The 19,863-nt window shown below is 63.1% G+C and carries 15 protein-coding genes; 10 read left to right on the forward strand and 5 right to left on the reverse strand.

Annotated elements, in window-relative coordinates; all coding sequences use genetic code 11:
• Window positions 1–49 precede the first annotated feature (49 nt).
• A complete protein-coding gene (gene lysA, locus P3T22_RS25210) occupies window positions 50–1,312 on the reverse strand; it encodes a diaminopimelate decarboxylase (RefSeq protein ID WP_429326481.1) in 1,263 nt (420 codons plus the stop codon).
• Between the two features lie 9 nt (window positions 1,313–1,321).
• Window positions 1,322–1,666 (reverse strand): LPS translocon maturation chaperone LptM, encoded by a 345-nt coding sequence (gene lptM / locus P3T22_RS25215; protein WP_063497526.1) that lies wholly within the window; start codon window positions 1,664–1,666, stop codon window positions 1,322–1,324.
• 35 nt (window positions 1,667–1,701) lie between these two features.
• Here lptM and cyaY point away from each other — a divergent pair, with 35 nt between their 5' ends.
• Complete coding sequence (gene cyaY / locus P3T22_RS25220; protein WP_063497525.1) at window positions 1,702–2,019, forward strand: iron donor protein CyaY; 318 nt, start codon at window positions 1,702–1,704, stop codon at window positions 2,017–2,019.
• Between the two features lie 199 nt (window positions 2,020–2,218).
• Here the strand turns inward: cyaY and P3T22_RS25225 are convergent, their stop codons facing one another.
• A complete protein-coding gene (locus P3T22_RS25225; RefSeq protein WP_429326482.1) occupies window positions 2,219–4,621 on the reverse strand; it encodes a penicillin-binding protein 1A in 2,403 nt (800 codons plus the stop codon).
• A 253-nt stretch (window positions 4,622–4,874) separates the two neighbouring features.
• On the opposite strand from P3T22_RS25225, the gene pilM reads away from it, so the two are divergent.
• From pilM to P3T22_RS25260, 7 genes are all read left to right on the forward strand, one after another.
• Window positions 4,875–5,867, forward strand: coding sequence for a type IV pilus biogenesis protein PilM (gene pilM / locus P3T22_RS25230; protein WP_063497523.1), 993 nt, complete (start codon window positions 4,875–4,877; stop codon window positions 5,865–5,867).
• A gap of 80 nt (window positions 5,868–5,947) precedes the next feature.
• Window positions 5,948–6,610: a fimbrial assembly protein gene (locus P3T22_RS25235; protein WP_236720862.1), complete on the forward strand. Its 663-nt coding sequence runs from the start codon at window positions 5,948–5,950 to the stop codon at window positions 6,608–6,610.
• Entirely contained in the window at window positions 6,607–7,530 is a 924-nt protein-coding gene (locus tag P3T22_RS25240) for a hypothetical protein (RefSeq protein WP_063497521.1), read from the forward strand. The genes P3T22_RS25235 and P3T22_RS25240 overlap by 4 nt, the downstream gene beginning before the upstream one ends.
• Window positions 7,531–7,718: 188 nt before the next feature.
• The gene (gene pilQ / locus P3T22_RS25245; protein ID WP_063498108.1) at window positions 7,719–9,335 is read left to right on the forward strand and encodes a type IV pilus secretin PilQ; all 1,617 of its coding nucleotides are present in this window, start codon (window positions 7,719–7,721) and stop codon (window positions 9,333–9,335) included.
• Between the two features lie 106 nt (window positions 9,336–9,441).
• Entirely contained in the window at window positions 9,442–9,993 is a 552-nt protein-coding gene (locus P3T22_RS25250; RefSeq protein ID WP_063497520.1) for a shikimate kinase, read from the forward strand.
• On the forward strand, window positions 9,993–11,078 hold the full coding sequence (aroB, locus tag P3T22_RS25255) for a 3-dehydroquinate synthase (protein WP_181448385.1): 1,086 nt from the start codon (window positions 9,993–9,995) through the stop codon (window positions 11,076–11,078). Before P3T22_RS25250 ends, aroB begins: the two co-directional genes overlap by 1 nt.
• A gap of 122 nt (window positions 11,079–11,200) precedes the next feature.
• On the forward strand, window positions 11,201–12,358 hold the full coding sequence (locus tag P3T22_RS25260; RefSeq protein WP_429326521.1) for a deoxyguanosinetriphosphate triphosphohydrolase: 1,158 nt from the start codon (window positions 11,201–11,203) through the stop codon (window positions 12,356–12,358).
• Window positions 12,359–12,490: 132 nt separating this feature from the next.
• Here P3T22_RS25260 and P3T22_RS25265 read toward each other — a convergent pair whose 3' ends face one another.
• Window positions 12,491–12,871, reverse strand: coding sequence for a DUF883 family protein (locus P3T22_RS25265; RefSeq protein ID WP_429326483.1), 381 nt, complete (start codon window positions 12,869–12,871; stop codon window positions 12,491–12,493).
• Between the two features lie 307 nt (window positions 12,872–13,178).
• Window positions 13,179–13,901 carry an OmpW/AlkL family protein gene (locus P3T22_RS25270; protein WP_063497518.1) on the reverse strand — a complete coding sequence of 241 codons (723 nt, stop codon included), beginning with the start codon at window positions 13,899–13,901 and terminating at the stop codon, window positions 13,179–13,181.
• A 187-nt stretch (window positions 13,902–14,088) separates the two neighbouring features.
• On the opposite strand from P3T22_RS25270, the gene P3T22_RS25275 reads away from it, so the two are divergent.
• Both P3T22_RS25275 and P3T22_RS25280 read left to right on the forward strand, forming a co-directional pair.
• Complete coding sequence (locus P3T22_RS25275; protein ID WP_063497517.1) at window positions 14,089–14,796, forward strand: transposase; 708 nt, start codon at window positions 14,089–14,091, stop codon at window positions 14,794–14,796.
• Window positions 14,797–15,093: 297 nt separating this feature from the next.
• Window positions 15,094–19,797: a glutamate synthase-related protein gene (locus P3T22_RS25280; protein ID WP_063497516.1), complete on the forward strand. Its 4,704-nt coding sequence runs from the start codon at window positions 15,094–15,096 to the stop codon at window positions 19,795–19,797.
• Window positions 19,798–19,863: the final 66 nt, after the last annotated feature.

The raw sequence follows: 19,863 nt of genomic DNA on the forward strand, positions 1-19,863 counted from the left end.
TGCCGCAGTGGCATCGCCTTTTTTATCGAGGGGCTCCCAGCTCAGACGTTTACGCCGGCAAGATCGCTTCGCCCGCAAACAGCTGCTTGACCTCTTCACGAGCGCGAACGACATGCACTTGTGTACCATCAACCATCACCTCGGCCGCACGCGGACGGGTGTTGTAGTTCGAGCTCATCACGAAGCCATACGCGCCGGCTGAGCGAATCGCCAGCAGATCGCCCGGTTCGACCGCCAGCAGACGCTCACGACCCAGCCAGTCGCCGCTTTCGCAAACCGGGCCGACCACGTCGTACACGTGGGCGAGCACGTCGCGCTTAACGACAGCTTCGATCGCGTGATAGGCCTCGTACATCGCAGGGCGTGCGAGATCGGTCATCGCCGCGTCGACGATGGCGAAGTTCTTTTCCGCGCCTGGCTTCAGATATTCGACGCGCGTCAGCAGCACACCCGCATTGCCGACCAGCGAACGACCCGGTTCGAAATACACCTCGCGATGCCCGTGACCGCGCGCTTCGATGCGATCCAGCACGGTGCGCACGAAGTCGCCGATTTCCGGCGGGGCTTCGTCGTCATATGTGATACCGAGACCACCGCCCACGTCGATGTGGCGAATCTTCACGCCGTCCTGCTCGATCTGTTCGACCAGTTCCAGAACCTTGTCGACCGCATCCAGATACGGTGCGACTTCAGTGATCTGCGAGCCGATATGGCAGTCAATGCCGACCACGTCGAGATGCGTCATCGCCGCGGCGGCTTGATAGGTAGCCCGTGCATCTTCGAACGCGACGCCGAACTTGTTCGACTTCAGGCCGGTGGAAATATACGGATGCGTTTTCGCGTCGACGTCCGGATTCACACGCAACGAGACGGGCGCTTTTTTGCCCATTTCCGCCGCAACCGCATTCAGGCGGTCGAGCTCGGGAATCGATTCGACGTTGAAGCATTTAACGCCGGCGGCAAGTGCCTGACGCATCTCGTCCGCATTCTTGCCGACGCCCGAAAACACGGTGTTTTCCGCTTTGCCACCTGCGGCCAGCACACGCGCCAGTTCGCCGCCCGACACGATGTCGAAGCCGGCGCCGAGGCGAGCGAATACATTCAGCACCGCAAGATTGCTATTGGCCTTGACGGCGACGTGCACGGTCGCGCGGCGACCGGCGCAAGCGCCTGCATATGCGTTCCATGCTTCGGTGAGTGCGGCGCGCGAATAGACGTACAGCGGCGTGCCGAACTGCTCGGCGAGTGAGACGGCGGACACGCCCTCGGCGTGCAACACGCCGTCGACGTAGTCAAATGCGGATCGAGTCATGCGAAAGTCTTATTGAGCGGGAGTGACGGCGGAGGCAGCTTGCGGAGCCACGGCAGCGGATGCGGCCGACGCGGGCGGCGCGGCGAGTTCGCTTTCCGGCGACAACGAGAGCGGCGCGCCAGAGGTATCCGGTACCTCACCCATCGGCGAGGCGGCTTCAGCGCCCGATTTCACTTCATCTGGCGACGGCGGTTGCGTACGATCGATCGGCTTGGCCGGCAGAGGCGGCACGGTGGGCAAGTAAAGCGAACCCCGTTGCCCGCAGCCGGCAAGTGCACAACCTGCGAGAATGGCTAAACCCGCTACAATCGCGCGGCCGGGCGCCGCCGCGCGCATCCGAGATACGACTCGCATGACTGTCCCTGAATAAATAATCGATGGAGTTTAGCATGTCCGATAGTGATTACCTGACCCGCGCGGAAGCCGCGCTAGCCGCCATCGAACGCGCGCTCGACGACACGGAAGCCGACATCGAACTCGAGCGCAGCGGCAATGTCCTGACCCTCGAATTCGAGAACCGTTCGAAGATCATTGTCAATCTGCAGCCGCCGATGAGCGAGATCTGGATCGCGGCGAAAGCGGGCGGTTTCCACTTCCGTTTCATCGACGGCGAGTGGCGCGATACGCGCAGCGGCACGGAGTTTTTCGCCGCATTGTCGGAGTACGCGACGCAGCAGGCTGGCGAGCCGGTTCACTTTGAAGCGTAAAGCGCTCGCCTCCGAACTGGGTTCGGGAAGGAGCGCTCGGGGGCATCGCTGAAGCGGCCCATGACGCGATCGCCGGACGCGTAGCTTAATCGACTGCTCAAACGACCGCCGAAGCACCGCCCAAACGAAAACCGCCGCGTATCGAGCGCGGCGGTTTTCCATTTTCCGGCGGATTTTTCCGCCTTGTTTGGGCGCGTCTCTAGTGCCCGCGGAACAGATTCATGATGTCCTGCTTTTCCTGTTCGCCGACCTGTTCCGGTGCGGCTTCCGACGCCGAACCGCTCGCCTCGGCATCCAGCGCCGCCTGGCTGATACCGACTGTCGCGACGAACCCGTGGCCCGGCGTGAAGTCGTCGAAATACAGTTCTGAGCCGAGCTCGGTCACACCGTCGGGCATCGGCATCTTGTAGTCCGGCACGCCTTTGAGCGCGCGCGCCATGTATTCGATCCACACCGGCAACGCAAGGCCGCCGCCGGTTTCCTTATCGCCGAGACTGCGCGGATTGTCGTAGCCGATCCACGCGATCGCCGTGAGCGTGTGCTGATAGCCGGCGAACCACGCATCGCGCGAATCGTTGGTCGTGCCGGTCTTGCCGCCGAGATCGGTACGCTTCAGCACGTTGCTCTTTGCGCCCGTGCCACGTTGCGCGACGCTTTGCAGCAGGCTGTTCATCACATACGCATTGCGCGGCTCGATCGCGTGCGGCGCACTCTGCTCGGCGACCAGCGGTTGCGCGTGCGCGACGACGATGCCGCGCTGATCAGTGACCTCAGCAATCAGATACGGGTTGACGCGATAGCCGCCATTCGCAAACACCGAGAACGCGCCTGCCATCTGCAAGGGTGTAACGAGACCCGCGCCGAGCGCCATCGGCAGATAAGCCGGGTGACGATCCGCGTCGAAGCCGAAACGCGTGATGTATTGCTGCGCGTACTTGGTGCCGATGTGGTTCAGGATGCGAATCGACACGAGGTTCTTCGATTTCTGCAGCGCGGTGCGCATGGTCATCGGACCATCGAAACCGCCGCCATAGTTCTTCGGCTCCCACGCCTGGCCGCCCGTCTCCGCAGCGCTGAAAAAGAGCGGCGCATCGTTGATCACCGTAGCCGGTCCGAGACCCTTTTCTAGCGAGGCCGAATAGATGAACGGCTTGAAGCTCGAACCCGGTTGACGCCACGCCTGGGTCACGTGGTTGAACTTGTTCTTGTTGAAGTCGAAACCGCCCACCAGCGCACGAATCGCGCCATCTTGCGGCACCACCGAAACGAATGCGCCTTCCACTTGCGGCAATTGCGTAATCGACCAGTTGCCGTCGTCATCCTTCACGAGGCGAATGATCGCGCCGGGCCGCACGCGTTGATTCGGCTGCGCGCGCGTGCCGAGCGCGAACTGCGCGAAGCGCAGGCCGTCGCCCTGAATGGTCGCGACGTTGCCGTCGATGAAGGTGGCCTGCACCTGCTTCGGGCTCGCCGCCGTCACCACAGCGGCGATGATTTCGCCGTTGTCGGGATGCTCGAGCAACGCGTCGTCAATCGCCTGTTCGCGGTCGTCCGCATCGGACGGCAAATCGATGAATGCTTCCGGGCCGCGATAGCCGTGGCGCCGTTCGTAGTCCATCAGACCCTTGCGCAGCGCCCGGTAAGCGACATCCTGATCGGCCGAGTCGATGGTGGTCACGACGTTCAGGCCGCGCGTGTACGCCTCCTCGCGATACTGCGCGTACATCATCTGCCGCACCATTTCCGCGACGTATTCCGCGTGCACGCTGAACTCCTTGCCCGCGCCCTTGACGACCAGCGGCTGCCTGCTTGCCTCGTCATACTGTTCCTGAGTGATGTAGTGCAATTCGTACATGCGCTGCAGGATGTACTCTTGACGGATTTTCGCGCGCTTCGGATTGACCACCGGGTTATACGCCGACGGCGCCTTCGGCAGGCCCGCCAGCATGGCGGATTCCGCCAGGGTCAGGTCCTTCAGGTCTTTCCCGAAATACACCCGCGCCGCGCTCGCGAAGCCATACGCACGCTGACCGAGATAGATCTGATTCATGTACACCTCGAGAATCTGATCTTTCGTCAGTTTCGACTCGATCTTGTACGCGAGCAGCATCTCGTAGATCTTGCGCGTGTAGGTCTTCTCACTCGACAGGAAGAAGTTGCGCGCCACCTGCATGGTGATCGTGCTGGCGCCTTGCGTGGCGTGGCCATTGGTCAGTGCGACGAAGCCGGCTCGCGCGATGCCTGTGAGGTCGACGCCGCCGTGATCGTAGAAGCGCGCGTCTTCGATTGCCAGCACGGCTTTCTTCAGGCTATCGGGCACGTCCTGAATATGGACGATGTCGCGCCGCTCTTCGCCGAATTCGCCGATCAGCAGGTGGTCGGCCGTATAGATGCGCAAGGGCACCTTCGGCCGGTAATCGGTCAGCGCGTCGAGCGACGGCAGGTTCGGCGTTGCGACCACCAGCGCATAACCGAGCACCAGCAGCACGCACAGGATGCCTGCGACGATCAGACCCACAAAGCCGAGGATGAGCTTGAGCCACAAGGGGCGCTTGCGCTTCTGCGGCGCGGGCGGCGGGGACGTAGGAGACGTGGATTGCATATGGGCACCAAAAAACAGTCCCGCGATTATAGCTGCCTGGCATTTCAGCTTTCGGCATGCTTACTGACAGTTCTTGACAAATCGGCGCGCCGCGCGGGAATGACTTCACTGTAGACGCTTTGCCGGCGGAGAGGGCGCGCGTCGCGCAACGTTAGCCATTTGGCTGAGTGTCGCGCGGCGGCGCGGCTACGCACAATTCTTCCTCGTTACTCGCGTTCGAATGGTTCGTCGCGTGAGTCTGAGGGAGGGCGTGATGACGTTCAAAAATTCGTGGCTTCAAGGTGTGCGACTGGGTGCGCAGCGTTTTGCTGCGGGAATCGATGTGGGTTCGCAGGCGGTGCGTCTGGTCGTGGTGAGTCGGCATTCGCCCACACATGCCGCGCTGCATATCGAATACGCGAGCACCGTGCCGCTTGGCGCCGGCGCGATGGCCGGCACGGAGATCGCCGACCGGCATGCGGTGGCGCGTGCGTTGCGCGACGCATTCGCGGGTTTGCCGCGTGCGTGTGCCACGCATGCATTGCGATGCGCGATGGCGCTGCCCGCCTCGGCTACATTGACAACCACCGTGCCGCTCACACGGCTCGCCGCGCTCGCCGGTTGCGCGGAAAACGGCGGTCATGAACTCGCCGAACTCGAGCCGGCGGTGATGAGCGAAGTTGAGCGTATCGCAGGCCTGGAGCGCCATGCGTTAGCTGTCGACTGGTTCGTCGACGAGACGCGTTCGCCGATTCGTTCGGTGACAATCGCCGCAACCGCACGCCAGCATCTCGAAGCGCGTATCGAATGCGCGGCGACCGCCGGTATCTCGCTCACCGCGATCGATGGCGAGCCGCATGCGGCTTTGCGCGCAATGCGCTACGCGGCGAGCCATGAACTCGATCCGCACGAGCCCTACGTCGCGCTCTGGATTGGCACAGATGGTGTGTACGGCTGGCGCATCGTCGACGACTGCCTGGTTGGCGAAATGCGTTACCCCGCGCCTGAGCACGCCGATTTCGCCGACGCGTTGCGCGATCTCGTCCACGGCCCCGTACTCGACTGCGCGTTGTTGAGCGGCGAGGTCGATTTGCTCGATGGCGTGGGTTTCTCGATTGCGGATATAGCCGACGTATTGGGCTGCACTGTGCTGCCGTTCGAGTGTGCGGCGCTTGGAGGGTTCGCACGTCAACTGCACGATTCGTTGTTGCACGAGCCTGCCGCCGCGGTCGCATTCGGACTCGCGCTGCGCGGGGTGCTCGAATGACGTTCGGCCTACGCTCCCGTTTGCATTCGGCGGCCCCGGGTACGCACGCGTCTACGGCGTCTACGGCGTCTACGCGTGGCATGCACTTCGCACGGCCGTGGCTCGGCGGCTTCAATCTGCTGCCATACAGGCAACGCAATGCGCGGCTCGCGCGCCGGCGGCGTTTGCTCGAATGGGGCGTCGCGGCGCTCGCTGGTTTTGCGGCCGTGCTCGCACTAGTTGGGTGGCAGGCGTTCGAAAAGGCGCGGCTCGATGCAGAGCGCGCGTCGATCGAGCAAACGCTCGCTCAGCTGGCCATGCCGCTCGCGGAGCACGCTAGGTTACTGCGAGCGCAAGACGAGCAACGCAAAGGCGCGGCGCGTGCGATGGACTTGTCCGAGCCGCTTACGCATTTGCGCGATCTGCTGAATGCATTGAGTTTTGAACCCGGTGACGGCGTGGTGCTGCAGCAGTTGCGCCAGCGCGAGCACGAGACGGAATTGCTCGCGACCTCGCGCGGACATATCGCGTCGGCCGAGTGGCTCAAGCGCTTGAGCGCGATCCGCGGCGTGAAGGGCGCGGAGGTGAACGACCTGCATCGCTCGGCGCCACGCAGCGGGGCGGTTGCGGCGGCCAGCGTGACCGGCCCGATCGAATTCGGAGCGCATCTGCGCTGGAGCGACCCGCCAAAGAAAACGGCCCATATGTCAGGCTTGGCGGCGCAACGTCCGATGAAGTCTGAACAATCAGGAGGTGCGAAATGAGTACGACTTTTGTCGAGTTCGGCGGCGCGGCGAGCGCGCGGCTCTCTTTTTCCCAATGGATGAAGCGTGTGCGCTTGCCGCTCGCTGCCTGGAGCCCTCGGCGTCGTTGGGTGGTTGCATTGCTGATCGCCGCGGCGGTGTTCGGACTTGGCGCGCATGGCTGGGTTGTGGCCGATCTCGGCGGGGTCGAGGCGAGCCGCACGGCATGGGAGACGGCCTCGCGGCATCTCGCGGATGCGCGCCGCGCGCTGGCGCAATTGTCCGCGCTGCGCCGGGAAGCTGCCGCCAGGCCGGGCGCGCAATTGCCTGTGTCATGGACTTCCGCGGACGATGTGCGCATCGTGTCCGAACTCGCGGCGCAGAATGGCGTCTCGTTGCTCTCGGTAGAACCGGGCGCGGCCAGCGGCTCGGGCGCTGACAGCATGCGTCCTATACAGCTTACCGCGCACACCGATTTCGTCCACCTGATGGCGTTTCTGCGTGGCCTGTCCGATCTGCCCGTGCTAATCGTGCCCGTCGACGTGACGGTCAAGCGCGATACCGCTTCGTTAGCGGTGAGGGCAACTCTGCATGTATTCAGTGCGCTGAGGCCTGTACCTTCACCTGCTGCGGCGGACGCGTTTGCCGACGAGAGTCTCGATTCGGACGACGAAGAAGACATCGTGTTCTTCGACCCATTCTCGCTTCCGCAGATGCTCGCGTCCGCCGAGCAGCAGCTTGAGGTTTCGCAACTGCGCCTCGTCGGCTTGCTGCACGATCGTACACGCGGGCTCGCCTTGCTCGATACGCCGGATGGTGCGACCACGGTCGTGTCCGGGCAGCACCTCGGCGCTGAGCGTGTCACGCGGCTCGACGCGCTCAGCATCACGCTGGCCAACGGCGGCGCGACGCGTACGCTGGCACTGACGGAGGCGTCCTGATGAGGCTGATCAAGCCAGTCGGTGTCGCAGTGTCGCGCTACGGCGTTCGCGTGTGTTTTGGCCATGGTGTGAGTCGCGGCCTGTCGGCAAGAATCCGCGGAGGCGCGGTTTTTAGCTTGCTTCGCGATCCACTTGGCAGGCCGGTTCGCAGTCCGCTTTGCAGCCGTCTCAGCCGCCTCGTCGTTTGGATGGCGATAAGCGCCGGCATCGCGCACGCTTCAACCCCAGCGCTGCCGCCGCTGCCCGCCTACATGCCGCTCGACGACGCCATTGCGCCGCCCGATGCCCGATACGACGTACCGCCGCTGCCACGCGGCGTCGCTGCCGATGTGCCCAACCCGTTCCGCGAAGAGTCCGCCGATGGGCCCGGTATATCGCGAATGGCGGCGACCGCCCAAACCAGACGCACCGACGACCCAGCCGACGACCCAGCCGGTGATGCAGACGGCTCAGTGCCGCTACGGCGGCAATCCGCCGCGTCGGCGCGCGACGACATAGCCGCATCCTCGGCGCTCGAAGGGCCGCCGGTGCCGCTGCCGCCGCTCGCGCGCCTGAGCGACGCACCGAAAGCGCCTGCAGACGCCAAACTCGCCGCTGACGACAAACCGATCTCGCTTAACTTCCAGCGCGCGGAACTCGGTGCGGTGCTCAACGCGTTCGCCCAGTTCACCGGCCTGAACATCGTCGCGAGCGAGAGAGTGCGCGGCGCCGTCTCACTACGACTCGACAAGGTGCCGTGGCGCACCGCGTTCGATACCTTGCTCGATGTCAACGGGCTGGCCATGGAGCGCCACGGCAATGTGATCTGGGTCGCGCCGATTGCGGATCTGGCCGCGCGTGAACGGCAGCGTTTCGAAGCACACGCGAGAGCCGCCGATCTTGAGCCGCTCGCAAGCCGCACGTTCGAACTGCACTACGCGCGCGCCGAAGATGCGCGGCGCCTGCTGACCGGCGCGGGCAACCAGCGCGTGCTGTCCAAACGCGGCGCCGCGACTGCCGATCCGCGCACCAACCTGCTGTTCGTCACCGATCTCGAAGGACGCCTCGCGCAAATCACGGCCTTGCTTGCCTCAGTTGACCGGCCGACCCGTCAGGTATTGATCGAAGCGCGTATCGTCGAGGGCGAGCACGGGTTTTCGCGCAATCTCGGCGTGCGGCTTTCCATGGCGGCCGCCAACGCCGACGGCACCGCCCGAGGCTTGACGGGCGGCACGGACGGCACCGTTTACGATCTGTCGGCGCGGCCGATTTCCGGTTTTGACGCCGCCACCGCCGGGCTGACCTTGTTCGCAGCTGGGGCGACGCGGCTCCTGAACATCGAGCTGAGCGCGCTGGAGGCCGAAGGACGCGGCGAAATCGTCTCGAGCCCGCGGGTCGTGACGGCGGACCGGATGAAAGCGGTCGTCGAGCAGGGCACCGAGTTGCCCTATCAGGCGAAAGTGGGGCAGGGCGTGTCGGGCGTGCAGTTTCGCCGCGCCACGCTCAAACTGGAGGTCGAGCCGCAAATCATGCCGGACGGCAGAGTGGTGCTGGACCTGGACGTCGCCAAGGACAGCGTCGGCGAACAGACCGACGCCGGGCCCGCGATCAACACCAAACACGTGCAAACGCGCGTCGAAGTCGAAGATGGTGGTACGGTGTCGATCGGCGGAATTTACGCGACCGACAACCGGGACGATGTGACGCGGGTGCCGGTCCTGGGCAAAATACCCGTTTTAGGTGCGCTTTTTCGCCATCGGGCCCATCGGGACCAGCGCAGTGAACTGGCAGTTTTCATCACGCCGCGCGTCGTTCAGACAAATTAGGGGCATGCTGCCTCCGCTCTCTAGCGGCGGCATGCAGGCTCGACAAGGCAGCCGCTTTGCCAGTAAGCTGCGGCACGAACCATACCGGATTAGCCAGAGGACACCGTTGCAAGCGCGGGACGCACACGCCAATGTATTTTTCGTAGGGCTCATGGGGGCAGGCAAAACCACCGTGGGCCGGGCCATTGCGCGCCGTCTCGATCGCCCGTTCTTCGATTCCGATCATGAAATCGAGGCGCGCACGGGCGCGCGCATTCCGGTGATCTTCGAGCTGGAAGGCGAAGCGGGCTTTCGCGAGCGCGAAGCGCACGTAATTTCCGAGCTGACCGGGCGCGAAAATATCGTGCTGGCCACAGGCGGCGGCGCGGTGCTGCGGCCGGAAAACCGCGAAGCGCTGCAAAATCGCGGCGTGGTGATCTATTTGCGCGCCAATCCGCATGATTTGTGGCTGCGCACCCGGCGCGACAAGAATCGCCCGCTTTTGCAGACCGAAGACCCCAAAGCGCGCCTCGAAGCGCTCTACGAAGTACGCGATCCGCTATACCGGGAATGCGCGCACTTTGTGATCGAAACCGGCCGGCCTTCGGTCAACGGACTCGTCAACATGGTTCTGATGCAGCTCGAGATGGCCGGCGTCGCCAAACATCCTGCGTCATAATGGATCGTATGATTACCGTCAATGTCGAACTGGGCGAGCGCGCCTACCCCATCCATATCGGTGCCGACCTGATCGGCCAAACTGAGTTGTTCGCGCCGCATATCGCCGGCAGCTCGGTCACGATCGTCACGAACACCACGGTCGACCCGCTCTACGGCGACGCACTGCGCGCGGCGCTCGCGCCGCTCGGCAAGCAGGTGTCCACGGTCGTTTTGCCGGACGGCGAAGCGTACAAGAACCTCGAAACGCTGAACCTGATTTTCGACGCGCTGCTCGGCTCGCGCGCCGATCGCAAGACTACGCTGATCGCTCTCGGCGGCGGCGTGATCGGCGACATGACGGGGTTTGCCGCGGCCTGCTACATGCGCGGCGTGCCGTTCATTCAGGTGCCGACCACCTTGCTGTCGCAAGTCGATTCGTCGGTGGGCGGCAAGACCGGCATCAACCATCCGCTCGGCAAGAACATGATCGGCGCGTTCTACCAGCCGCAGGCTGTGATCGCCGATATCGGCGCGCTGCGTACGCTGCCGGCGCGCGAATTGGCTGCGGGCGTCGCCGAAGTGATCAAGACCGGCGCGATTGCCGACGCCGGTTTCTTCAACTGGATAGAAGCGAACATCGAGGCGCTCAATCGCTGCGAGCCGGAAGCGCTGGCCTTGGCAGTCAAGCGTTCGTGCGAGATCAAGGCGTCGGTGGTGGCGCAGGACGAGCGCGAAGGCGGACTGCGCGCGATCCTCAACTTCGGCCACACCTTCGGCCATGCGATCGAAGCCGGACTCGGCTACGGCGAATGGCTGCACGGCGAGGCGGTCGGCTGCGGGATGGTGATGGCGGCGGACCTTTCGGTGCGCATGGGTTATCTCGACGAAGCCGCGCGTAAGCGTCTGGTCGATGTGATCGTTGCCGCGCATTTACCCACCCGGGCACCCGCGCTCGGCGACTCGCGTTACGTCGAACTCATGCGGGTCGACAAGAAGGCGGAAGCCGGGGCGATCAAATTCATTCTGCTGAAGCGTTTCGGTGAGACGCTCATCACCCAGGCGCCCGACGCCGAGGTGCACGCCACGCTGGCCGCCGCCGTCTAGACCGACTCGGCGAGGGCTTGAGCGCAAGGCAACACGCACCAGCGTCACGAGGCGCCGCCCATGTTTCGGAGAATCCGGTGACTGACAGGCGCAGCGACGATGTAAAGCATGACCCGGCAGGCATGGCCGTGAGCGGCGTGCCTTCGCAGGAAGCGCTCGAAGCGCATCTCGCGCCGTATGCGGCACATTCCGCCCAATCGCGCGGCCGCCGCTATCCCGAAGCCGCACCGAGCGCGCGTACTGAATTCCAGCGCGATCGCGACCGCATTGTTCATTCGACGGCATTCCGCCGGCTCGAATACAAGACTCAGGTGTTCGTGAATCACGAGGGCGACCTGTTTCGCACGCGACTCACCCATAGCCTGGAAGTTGCGCAGATCGCCCGTTCGGTCGCGCGCAATCTGCGCGTAAACGAAGACCTCGTCGAAGCCATTTCGCTCGCACACGACCTTGGCCATACGCCTTTCGGCCATGCGGGCCAGGACGCGCTGAACGAATGTATGCGCGAACATGGCGGCTTCGAGCACAACCTGCAAAGCCTCGCGGTGGTCGACGATCTGGAAGAGCACTACGGCGCGTTCAATGGCCTGAACCTTTGCTTCGAAACGCGGGAGGGCATTCTCAAACACTGCTCGCGCGAGAACGCGCGGCGGCTCGGCGCGCTAGGCGAGCGTTTTCTGGAGGGGCGGCAGCCTTCCATCGAAGCGCAGATTGCCAATTTCGCTGACGAGATCGCGTACAACAATCACGATGTCGACGACGGCTTGCGCTCAGGCTTGCTCACGGTGGAGCAGCTTGCCGAGGTGGAGTTATGGCAGACGCACTACGCGGCGGCGCGTGGCGACTTCCCGCAGATCGAAGGGCGCCGGCTGATTCACGAGACCGTACGCCGTATTATCAATACGCTGATCGTCGACCTGATCAATACGACGTCGCTCAATCTTGCGAGACACGCGCCAGTCTCGCTGGACGCAGTGCGCGCCGCACCGCCGCTGGTCGCGCATAGCGAAGCGATCGCCGCGCAGGCGGCGGCGCTCAAGCGCTTTCTATTCAAGAATCTGTACCGCCACTATCGCGTCATGCGCATGGCCAACAAGGCGCGGCGCGTGGTGGCCGGCCTGTTCGACGCGTTCACGGAAGATCCGCGGCTACTGCCACCCAGCTATCAATCCACGGACGCGTCGCAGCAACCGCGCCTGATCGCCCACTACATCGCGGGTATGACGGATCGATATGCGGTAAAGGAGTATCAGCGGCTGTTCGTGATCAATGACAACTGATGATCGACTTGCGGCCGGCCGACGTCGCTACGCGATAAGCGCCGACACAGAAATCCAACGCCCGGCGCAATCCCGTTTCCGCAATCAAAGCCGCCGCGCCGGCGGCCGGTGTCACCGTCTGCTGTCACTCACCTAGCGCAGTCGCGACGCGAACAACGCCCCCGCGATCAGCGCAACGCCGCCGACGATCGCAAGTGTCTGCCACGGGTTTTCGTGCACGTAGTCGTCAGCGTCCGCGATCGCGACTTCGGCGCGTTCCCGCATGGCTTCGCGCGTGTCGTTCAGGCGCGCGCGCGCGACGTCGAGTTGTTTGCGCAGTTTGCTGCGCAGGGCCACGGCGTCGGCCTGGGTACCGTCCGCCAGGGTGGATTCGAGCTCCGACATCAGCGTGCGCAATTCGCCTGCGATGTCTTCAGCCGCGTGGCGGCTATGGCGAGCGATTCGCCGCGCACGGCGGCTGGTGGCGGTCCAGGATTCGCCGAGGGCGTCTCGTGTGTTCGGAAGTGCTGTCATGTTCGCTCCGTCGATGAGGGTGAGAAAAGTCTTCACGTACACATGCGGGAAACATGGCGTCACGCAACTTCGATGCCAAAGGCTGCGCGTTGTTCCGGCGAGCTCACCGTACAGGTGGGGACGGTTTCTGGTGGCAGGAATTGCACTGGAAAGGTCGACCGATGGTCAAAATTACAATGCATCCGGCACTCACTAAAATAGGTGACAGAGGCATAAAATCAAAAAACGCCGTCACATGTGTGATGGCGTTTGGCTGAGGTGCGGACTGTTCGCGACGGTTCGATCCATGCAGGCACAGCCTGCCTCACTAGAAGACGTAACCTACCTTTGCGAAGGTAACGATCGGGTTGAGTCTGATTTTTGCCTCAGACGTCACGGTCAGGTTGCCGACCGGAGTCGCCGCGTTCGTGGTCAGTTTCGCGGTTACGCTGAGCGGTATGTATGAGACTGAGAGTCCTGCGAACCAGTGTTTGGTGAACGCATAATTGAAACCGAGATTAAACACCGGTGCCCAGGAACGATCCGTCGAGACCGAGGTCGGACCATGCAGTACGCCTTGTTCAAACGCAGTGTTCGAGATGCTCGCGTCCGTGAACCAGACGTACGTAACACCGAGGCCGGCATACGGTCGGAACGTCGCGGTGGCGTCGTTGAAGTAGTATTTGAACAGGAGGGCAGGACTCCACTGCTTCGCGGAGCCGAGCGTACCAAATTGCTCGAAGCTGCCTGTGCCTAGCAGGTTGAATTTCGGCGGAATGCCAATTTCAGCTTCCGCGGCGATGTGATCGGTGACAAAGTAGCCTAGGCTTAAGCCGATGGTGTCGGAGCTGTCGATGCCAGCGCCCGTGCCGGGCAGTGAGATGTTGACGGGTGTCCCGCCGACGCTTGTTTCCTTCAACGGATCGCTACTGTCTTGGGGGGCGAAATGGAACCACCCTGTCGTAGCGTAAAAACTGCCGGCCGATTGCGCGTGAGCTGCCGTCATGCAGGCGAGCGCCGCGATCCCCGTTATGGCCTGTTTTAATTTCATATGTGCTCCTCCAAAAAAGGCCCGCTCATTATGACCACAACGTTTGAAACAAACCATACGCGGCAGTTAGAGCTTTCTCCCTAAGCGCCGGGCGGTTTCTGGCTAAGCCGCGCCGCGCCGAACCCAGCGCCCATGCGGCTTTTCGGACCTTCGGGTATATACCAACGCGACTATTGGATACTCCAGCATGGCACGGCTTGCACGTCTCTATGTCCCTGATCAGCCGCAGCACGTCATCCTCCGTGGACTCGACCAGCAGCCCGCATTCGTCGACGACCAGGACTACGAGCTTTTCATCGACTGTTTGAAAGCGGCTTCGCGCGATCACCATTTGTCCATCCACGCGTATGCGCTGATGCCTGGCGCTGTGCAACTGCTCGTCACGCCGACTGAAGAGTCGAGCTTGCCGAAGGCGATGCAGGCGGTGGGGCGCCGCTACGTGGCGCACTTCAACCGGCGTTACGCGCGCCGTGGCACCTTATGGGAGGGGCGCTACCGCGCTACCGTGATCGAAGGCGAGCGCTACTTCCTGCTGGCGAGCCGGGTCGTCGAAATGAGCCCGGTGCGTGCCGGGCTGGTGAGCGCGCCCGAGGAGTACCGCTGGTCGAGCTACCGTCACCACATCGGCCTGACGCTCGATAGCCTGATTACCGACCACCCGTTGTACTGGTCGCTCGGCAACACGCCGTTCGAGCGGCAGCGTGCGTACCGTGAATTGTGCGAGCAGCCGCTCGACGAACGCGAAGCCAGTCAGCTTCAGCAGGCCACCCTGAAAGGCTGGGTTTTGGGCAGCGACACCTATCGGGAGTGGGCGGCGCGGGCCGCCAACCGGCGGGTTTCGCCGCTGCCGCGTGGGCGGCCGCGCAAGGTCCGCGAGACACCGCAGACGCAATAAAGCGTTTTGCATCAAAGCGCTGCACCCGAAACGGCATCTTCGCATGCCGTTTTCTTTTGCACCTTTTTGATATGGCACCAATAAAAAATAACCGCAATGCACCAATTTGATAATTGGGGATCAATCATCACGTTTTATTTGCTATTCCGTTGATTCGTCGCGTATATTCCGAATTCCGGTACTTTTTGATACGCGTGGCATTCAAGCGTACTGAGACGCCGACGCGGTTGCGGTGCGCACCGCGGCAATAGAAAAACGGTTTAACGGCCTGTCCGGCCCCTCACAGACGGTGTCCCCATGAACGACCACCAGCAACCGACTCACCCGGTTCCCGCCGCGCAAGGTCTGTACGACCCGCAAAACGAACATGACGCCTGCGGCGTCGGCTTTGTTGCTCACATCAAGGGCAAGAAAAGCCACGAGATCATCGAGCAAGGTCTGAAGATTCTCGAGAACCTCGACCACCGGGGCGCCGTCGGCGCCGATCCGCTGATGGGCGACGGCGCGGGCATCCTGATCCAGATTCCGGACGGTTTCTATCGTGAGGAAATGGCCAAGCAGGGCGTCGTGCTGCCGCCCAACGGCGAGTACGGCGTCGGCATGGTGTTCCTGCCGAAGGAACACGCATCGCGTCTCGCGTGCGAACAGGAACTGGAACGTACAGTGAAGGCCGAAGGCCAGGTCGTGCTGGGCTGGCGCGATGTGCCGGTCGACCACACCATGCCGATTTCGCCCACCGTCAAGGCGAGCGAGCCGCTGATCCGCCAGATCTTCATCGGCCGCGGCAAGGACATCATGGTGACCGACGCGCTCGAGCGGAAGCTGTACGTGATCCGCAAGACCGCGAGCCACCGCATCCAGGCGCTCAAGCTCAAGCACGGCAAGGAATACTTCGTGCCATCGTGCTCGGCGCGCACGGTCGTCTACAAGGGGCTGCTGCTGGCGGGCCAGGTCGGCGTGTACTACCGCGACCTGCAGGACGAGCGCACGGTGTCGGCGCTGGCGCTGGTGCACCAACGCTTCTCGACCAACACGTTCCCGGCGTGGGAACTGGCTCACCCGTACCGCATGATCGCCCACAACGGCGAAATCAACACGGTGAAGGGCAACGTCAACTGGCTGAACGCCCGTACCGGCGCGATCGCCTCGCACGTGCTCGGCGACGATCTGCCCAAGCTGTGGCCGCTGATCTACCCGGGCCAATCCGACACGGCGTCGTTCGACAACTGTCTCGAACTGCTGGTGATGGCCGGCTACCCGCTCGTCCACGCCGTGATGATGATGATCCCGGAAGCGTGGGAACAGCACACGCTGATGGACGACAACCGCCGCGCGTTCTACGAATACCACGCCGCGATGATGGAGCCGTGGGACGGCCCCGCCGCGATCGCCTTCACCGACGGCCGTCAGATCGGCGCCACGCTCGACCGCAACGGTCTGCGTCCGGCGCGCTACATCGTTACCGACGACGACCTGGTCATCATGGCGTCGGAAGCGGGCACGTTGCTGATCCCCGAGTCGAAGATCGTCAAGAAATGGCGTCTGCAGCCGGGCAAGATGTTCCTGATCGACATGGAGCACGGCCGCATCATCGACGACAAGGAACTGAAGGACAACCTCGCCAACGCCAAGCCGTACAAGAGCTGGATCGACGCCGTGCGCATCAAGCTCGACGAAATCGAGGCGAAGGCCGAAGACGTCGCGACGGAGCGCCGCGAAGCTGCTGCCTTGCTGGATCGCCAGCAGGCGTTCGGCTACACGCAGGAAGACCTCAAGTTCCTGATGGCGCCGATGGCGCAAGCCGGTGAAGAAGCAGTCGGCTCGATGGGCAACGACTCGCCGCTGGCCGTCATGTCCAATAAGAACAAGACGCTCTATCACTACTTCAAGCAGCTGTTCGCGCAAGTCACGAACCCGCCGATCGACCCGATCCGTGAAAACATGGTGATGTCGCTGGTGTCGTTCGTCGGTCCGAAGCCGAACCTGCTGGACACGAACAACATCAACCCGCCGATGCGTCTTGAAGTGTCGCAGCCGGTGCTCGACTTCAAGGACATCGCGAAGATCCGCGCGATCGATCAGTACACGGGCGGCAAGTTCAGCTCGTACGAACTGAACATCTGCTATCCGGTGGCCTGGGGCAAGGAAGGCATTGAAGCGCGTCTGGCTTCGCTGTGCGCGGAAGCCGTCGATGCGGTCAAGTCCGGCTACAACATGCTGATCGTGTCGGACCGCAAGACCGACCGCGACAACGTCGCGATTCCAGCATTGCTGGCCACCGCCGCGATCCACACGCACCTCGTCCAGCATGGCCTGCGCACGAGCGCGGGGCTGGTCGTGGAAACCGGCTCGGCGCGCGAAACACACCATTTCGCGTTGCTCGCGGGCTACGGCGCGGAAGCCGTGCACCCGTACCTCGCGATGGAAACGCTCGGCCAGCTCGCAGCGGGCCTGAAGGGTGACCTGTCACCGGAAAAGGCGGTCTACAACTTCACCAAGGCAATCGGCAAGGGCCTGCAGAAGGTCATGTCGAAGATGGGCATTTCGACCTACATGTCGTACACCGGCGCGCAGATTTTCGAAGCTGTGGGCCTGGCTGAAGGCCTGGTGTCGAAGTACTTCAATGGCACCTCGTCGAAGGTTGGCGGGATCGGCCTGTTCGATGTCGCGGAAGAAGCGATCCGTCTGCATCGCGACGCGTTCGGCGACAACCCGGTGCTCGCTAACATGCTCGATGCGGGTGGCGAGTACGCCTATCGCGTGCGCGGCGAAGAACACATGTGGACGCCGGATGCGATCGCCAAGTTGCAACACTCGGCGCGCAGCAACTCGTATCAGACGTACAAGGAGTACGCGCACCTGATCAACGATCAGACCAAGCGCCACATGACGTTCCGCGGCCTGTTCGAGTTCAGGCTGGATCCGTCGAAGGCGATCCCGCTGGACGAAGTGGAATCGGCGAAGGAAATCGTCAAGCGTTTCGCCACCGGCGCTATGTCGCTGGGCTCGATCTCGACCGAAGCCCACGCCACCCTGGCTGTCGCGATGAACCGCATCGGCGGCAAGTCGAACACCGGCGAAGGCGGCGAGGACGTGAACCGTTATCGCAACGAGCTGCGCGGCATTCCGATCAAGAACGGCGACACCATGAAGTCGGTGATCGGCGAGGAGGTGATCGTTGACATTCCGCTGAAGGAAGGCGATTCGCTGCGCTCGAAGATCAAGCAGGTGGCGTCGGGCCGTTTCGGCGTGACGGCGGAATACCTCGCCTCGGCCGATCAGATTCAGATCAAGATGGCGCAAGGCGCGAAGCCGGGCGAAGGCGGCCAGTTGCCGGGCCACAAGGTGTCGGAATACATCGGCAAGCTGCGTTACTCGGTACCGGGCGTTGGCCTGATTTCGCCGCCGCCGCACCATGACATCTACTCGATCGAAGATCTGGCGCAGCTGATTCACGATCTGAAGAACGCCAACTCGGCAGCGAGTATCTCGGTGAAGCTGGTGTCGGAATCGGGCGTCGGTACGGTTGCTGCCGGTGTCGCCAAGGCGAAGGCCGACCACGTCGTGATCGCCGGCCATGACGGCGGCACGGGTGCATCGCCGCTGTCGTCGGTGAAGCATGCCGGCACGCCGTGGGAACTGGGTCTGGCGGAAACGCAGCAGACGCTGGTGCTGAACCAACTGCGCGGCCGTATCCGCGTGCAGGCTGACGGCCAGATGAAGACCGGCCGCGATGTCGTGATCGGCGCGCTGCTTGGCGCGGACGAATTTGGCTTCGCGACGGCGCCGCTCGTCGTCGAAGGCTGCATCATGATGCGCAAGTGCCACCTGAACACCTGCCCGGTCGGCGTCGCGACGCAAGATCCGGTGCTGCGTGCGAAATTCCAGGGCCAGCCGGAGCACGTCGTCAACTTCTTCTTCTTTGTTGCGGAAGAAGCGCGCGAACTCATGGCGCAACTGGGCATTCGCAAGTTCGAAGACCTGATTGGCCACGCCGAACTGCTCGACATGAAGAAGGGCGTCGAACACTGGAAGGCGAAGGGGCTCGATTTCTCGCGGGTGTTCTATCAGCCGCAGGTCTCGGCAGACGTGGCTCGCAAGCACGTCGACGTGCAGGACCACGGTCTGGATCGCGCGCTGGATCACGTGCTGATCGAGAAGGCGAAGGGCGCGATCGAGAAGGGCGAGCACGTCTCGTTCATCCAGCCGGTGCGCAACGTGAACCGTACGGTCGGCGCGATGCTGTCCGGCACGATCGCGAAGAAGTACGGCCACGACGGCTTGCCTGACGACACGATTCACATCCAGTTGAAGGGCACCGCAGGCCAGAGTTTCGGCGCGTTCCTCGCGAGGGGCGTGACGCTGGATCTGGTCGGCGACGGTAACGACTACGTTGGCAAGGGCCTCTCGGGCGGCCGCATCATCATCCGTCCGACCAACGATTTCCGCGGCAAGTCCGAAGAAAACATCATCTGCGGCAACACGGTGATGTACGGCGCGATCGAAGGCGAAGCGTTCTTCCGCGGCGTCGCGGGCGAGCGTTTCTGCGTGCGTAACTCCGGTGCGACAGCGGTTGTCGAAGGCACGGGCGACCACGGTTGCGAATACATGACGGGTGGCACGGTGATCGTGCTCGGCGAAACGGGCCGTAACTTCGCGGCCGGCATGTCGGGCGGTATCGCCTACGTGTTCGATCCGGACAACACGTTCGCGGGCAAGTGCAACAAGTCGATGGTCGCGCTCGATCCGGTCTTGCAACAGGCCGAACAGGAACGCACGGTCGACAAGGGTCTGTGGCACAGCGGCACGACCGACGAAGCCCTGCTCAAGGGTCTCATCGAGCGTCACTTCCAGTTCACGGGTTCGCCGCGTGCAAAGGCGCTGCTCGAAAACTGGGATGCGTCGCGCCGTCAGTTCGTGAAGGTGTTCCCGACCGAATACAAGCGCGCGCTGGGCGAAATGGCTGCGAAGAAGGCGAACAAGGAAGTGCTCGCCGCCTGACTTGCCGCATAGCCGCTGCGCTGACCATCAGCACAGAAGACGTCACATTTAGCCGTACCCGCCGCG

Source organism: Paraburkholderia sp. GAS348 (assembly GCF_050434205.1).
Classification (GTDB): Bacteria; Pseudomonadota; Gammaproteobacteria; order Burkholderiales; family Burkholderiaceae; genus Paraburkholderia.

Bases quoted from the DNA above. Each gene is read 5' to 3' on its own strand.
- lysA (WP_429326481.1), bottom strand. From the start codon at position 1,312: ATGACTCGATCCGCATTTGACTACGTCGACGGCGTGTTGCACGCCGAG.
- lptM (WP_063497526.1), bottom strand. From the start codon at position 1,666: ATGCGAGTCGTATCTCGGATGCGCGCGGCGGCGCCCGGCCGCGCGATT.
- cyaY (WP_063497525.1), top strand. From the start codon at position 1,702: ATGTCCGATAGTGATTACCTGACCCGCGCGGAAGCCGCGCTAGCCGCC.
- P3T22_RS25225 (WP_429326482.1), bottom strand. From the start codon at position 4,621: ATGCAATCCACGTCTCCTACGTCCCCGCCGCCCGCGCCGCAGAAGCGC.
- pilM (WP_063497523.1), top strand. From the start codon at position 4,875: ATGACGTTCAAAAATTCGTGGCTTCAAGGTGTGCGACTGGGTGCGCAG.
- P3T22_RS25235 (WP_236720862.1), top strand. From the start codon at position 5,948: ATGCACTTCGCACGGCCGTGGCTCGGCGGCTTCAATCTGCTGCCATAC.
- P3T22_RS25240 (WP_063497521.1), top strand. From the start codon at position 6,607: ATGAGTACGACTTTTGTCGAGTTCGGCGGCGCGGCGAGCGCGCGGCTC.
- pilQ (WP_063498108.1), top strand. From the start codon at position 7,719: ATGGCGATAAGCGCCGGCATCGCGCACGCTTCAACCCCAGCGCTGCCG.
- aroB (WP_181448385.1), top strand. From the start codon at position 9,993: ATGGATCGTATGATTACCGTCAATGTCGAACTGGGCGAGCGCGCCTAC.
- P3T22_RS25260 (WP_429326521.1), top strand. From the start codon at position 11,201: ATGGCCGTGAGCGGCGTGCCTTCGCAGGAAGCGCTCGAAGCGCATCTC.
- P3T22_RS25265 (WP_429326483.1), bottom strand. From the start codon at position 12,871: ATGACAGCACTTCCGAACACACGAGACGCCCTCGGCGAATCCTGGACC.
- P3T22_RS25270 (WP_063497518.1), bottom strand. From the start codon at position 13,901: ATGAAATTAAAACAGGCCATAACGGGGATCGCGGCGCTCGCCTGCATG.
- P3T22_RS25275 (WP_063497517.1), top strand. From the start codon at position 14,089: ATGGCACGGCTTGCACGTCTCTATGTCCCTGATCAGCCGCAGCACGTC.
- P3T22_RS25280 (WP_063497516.1), top strand. From the start codon at position 15,094: ATGAACGACCACCAGCAACCGACTCACCCGGTTCCCGCCGCGCAAGGT.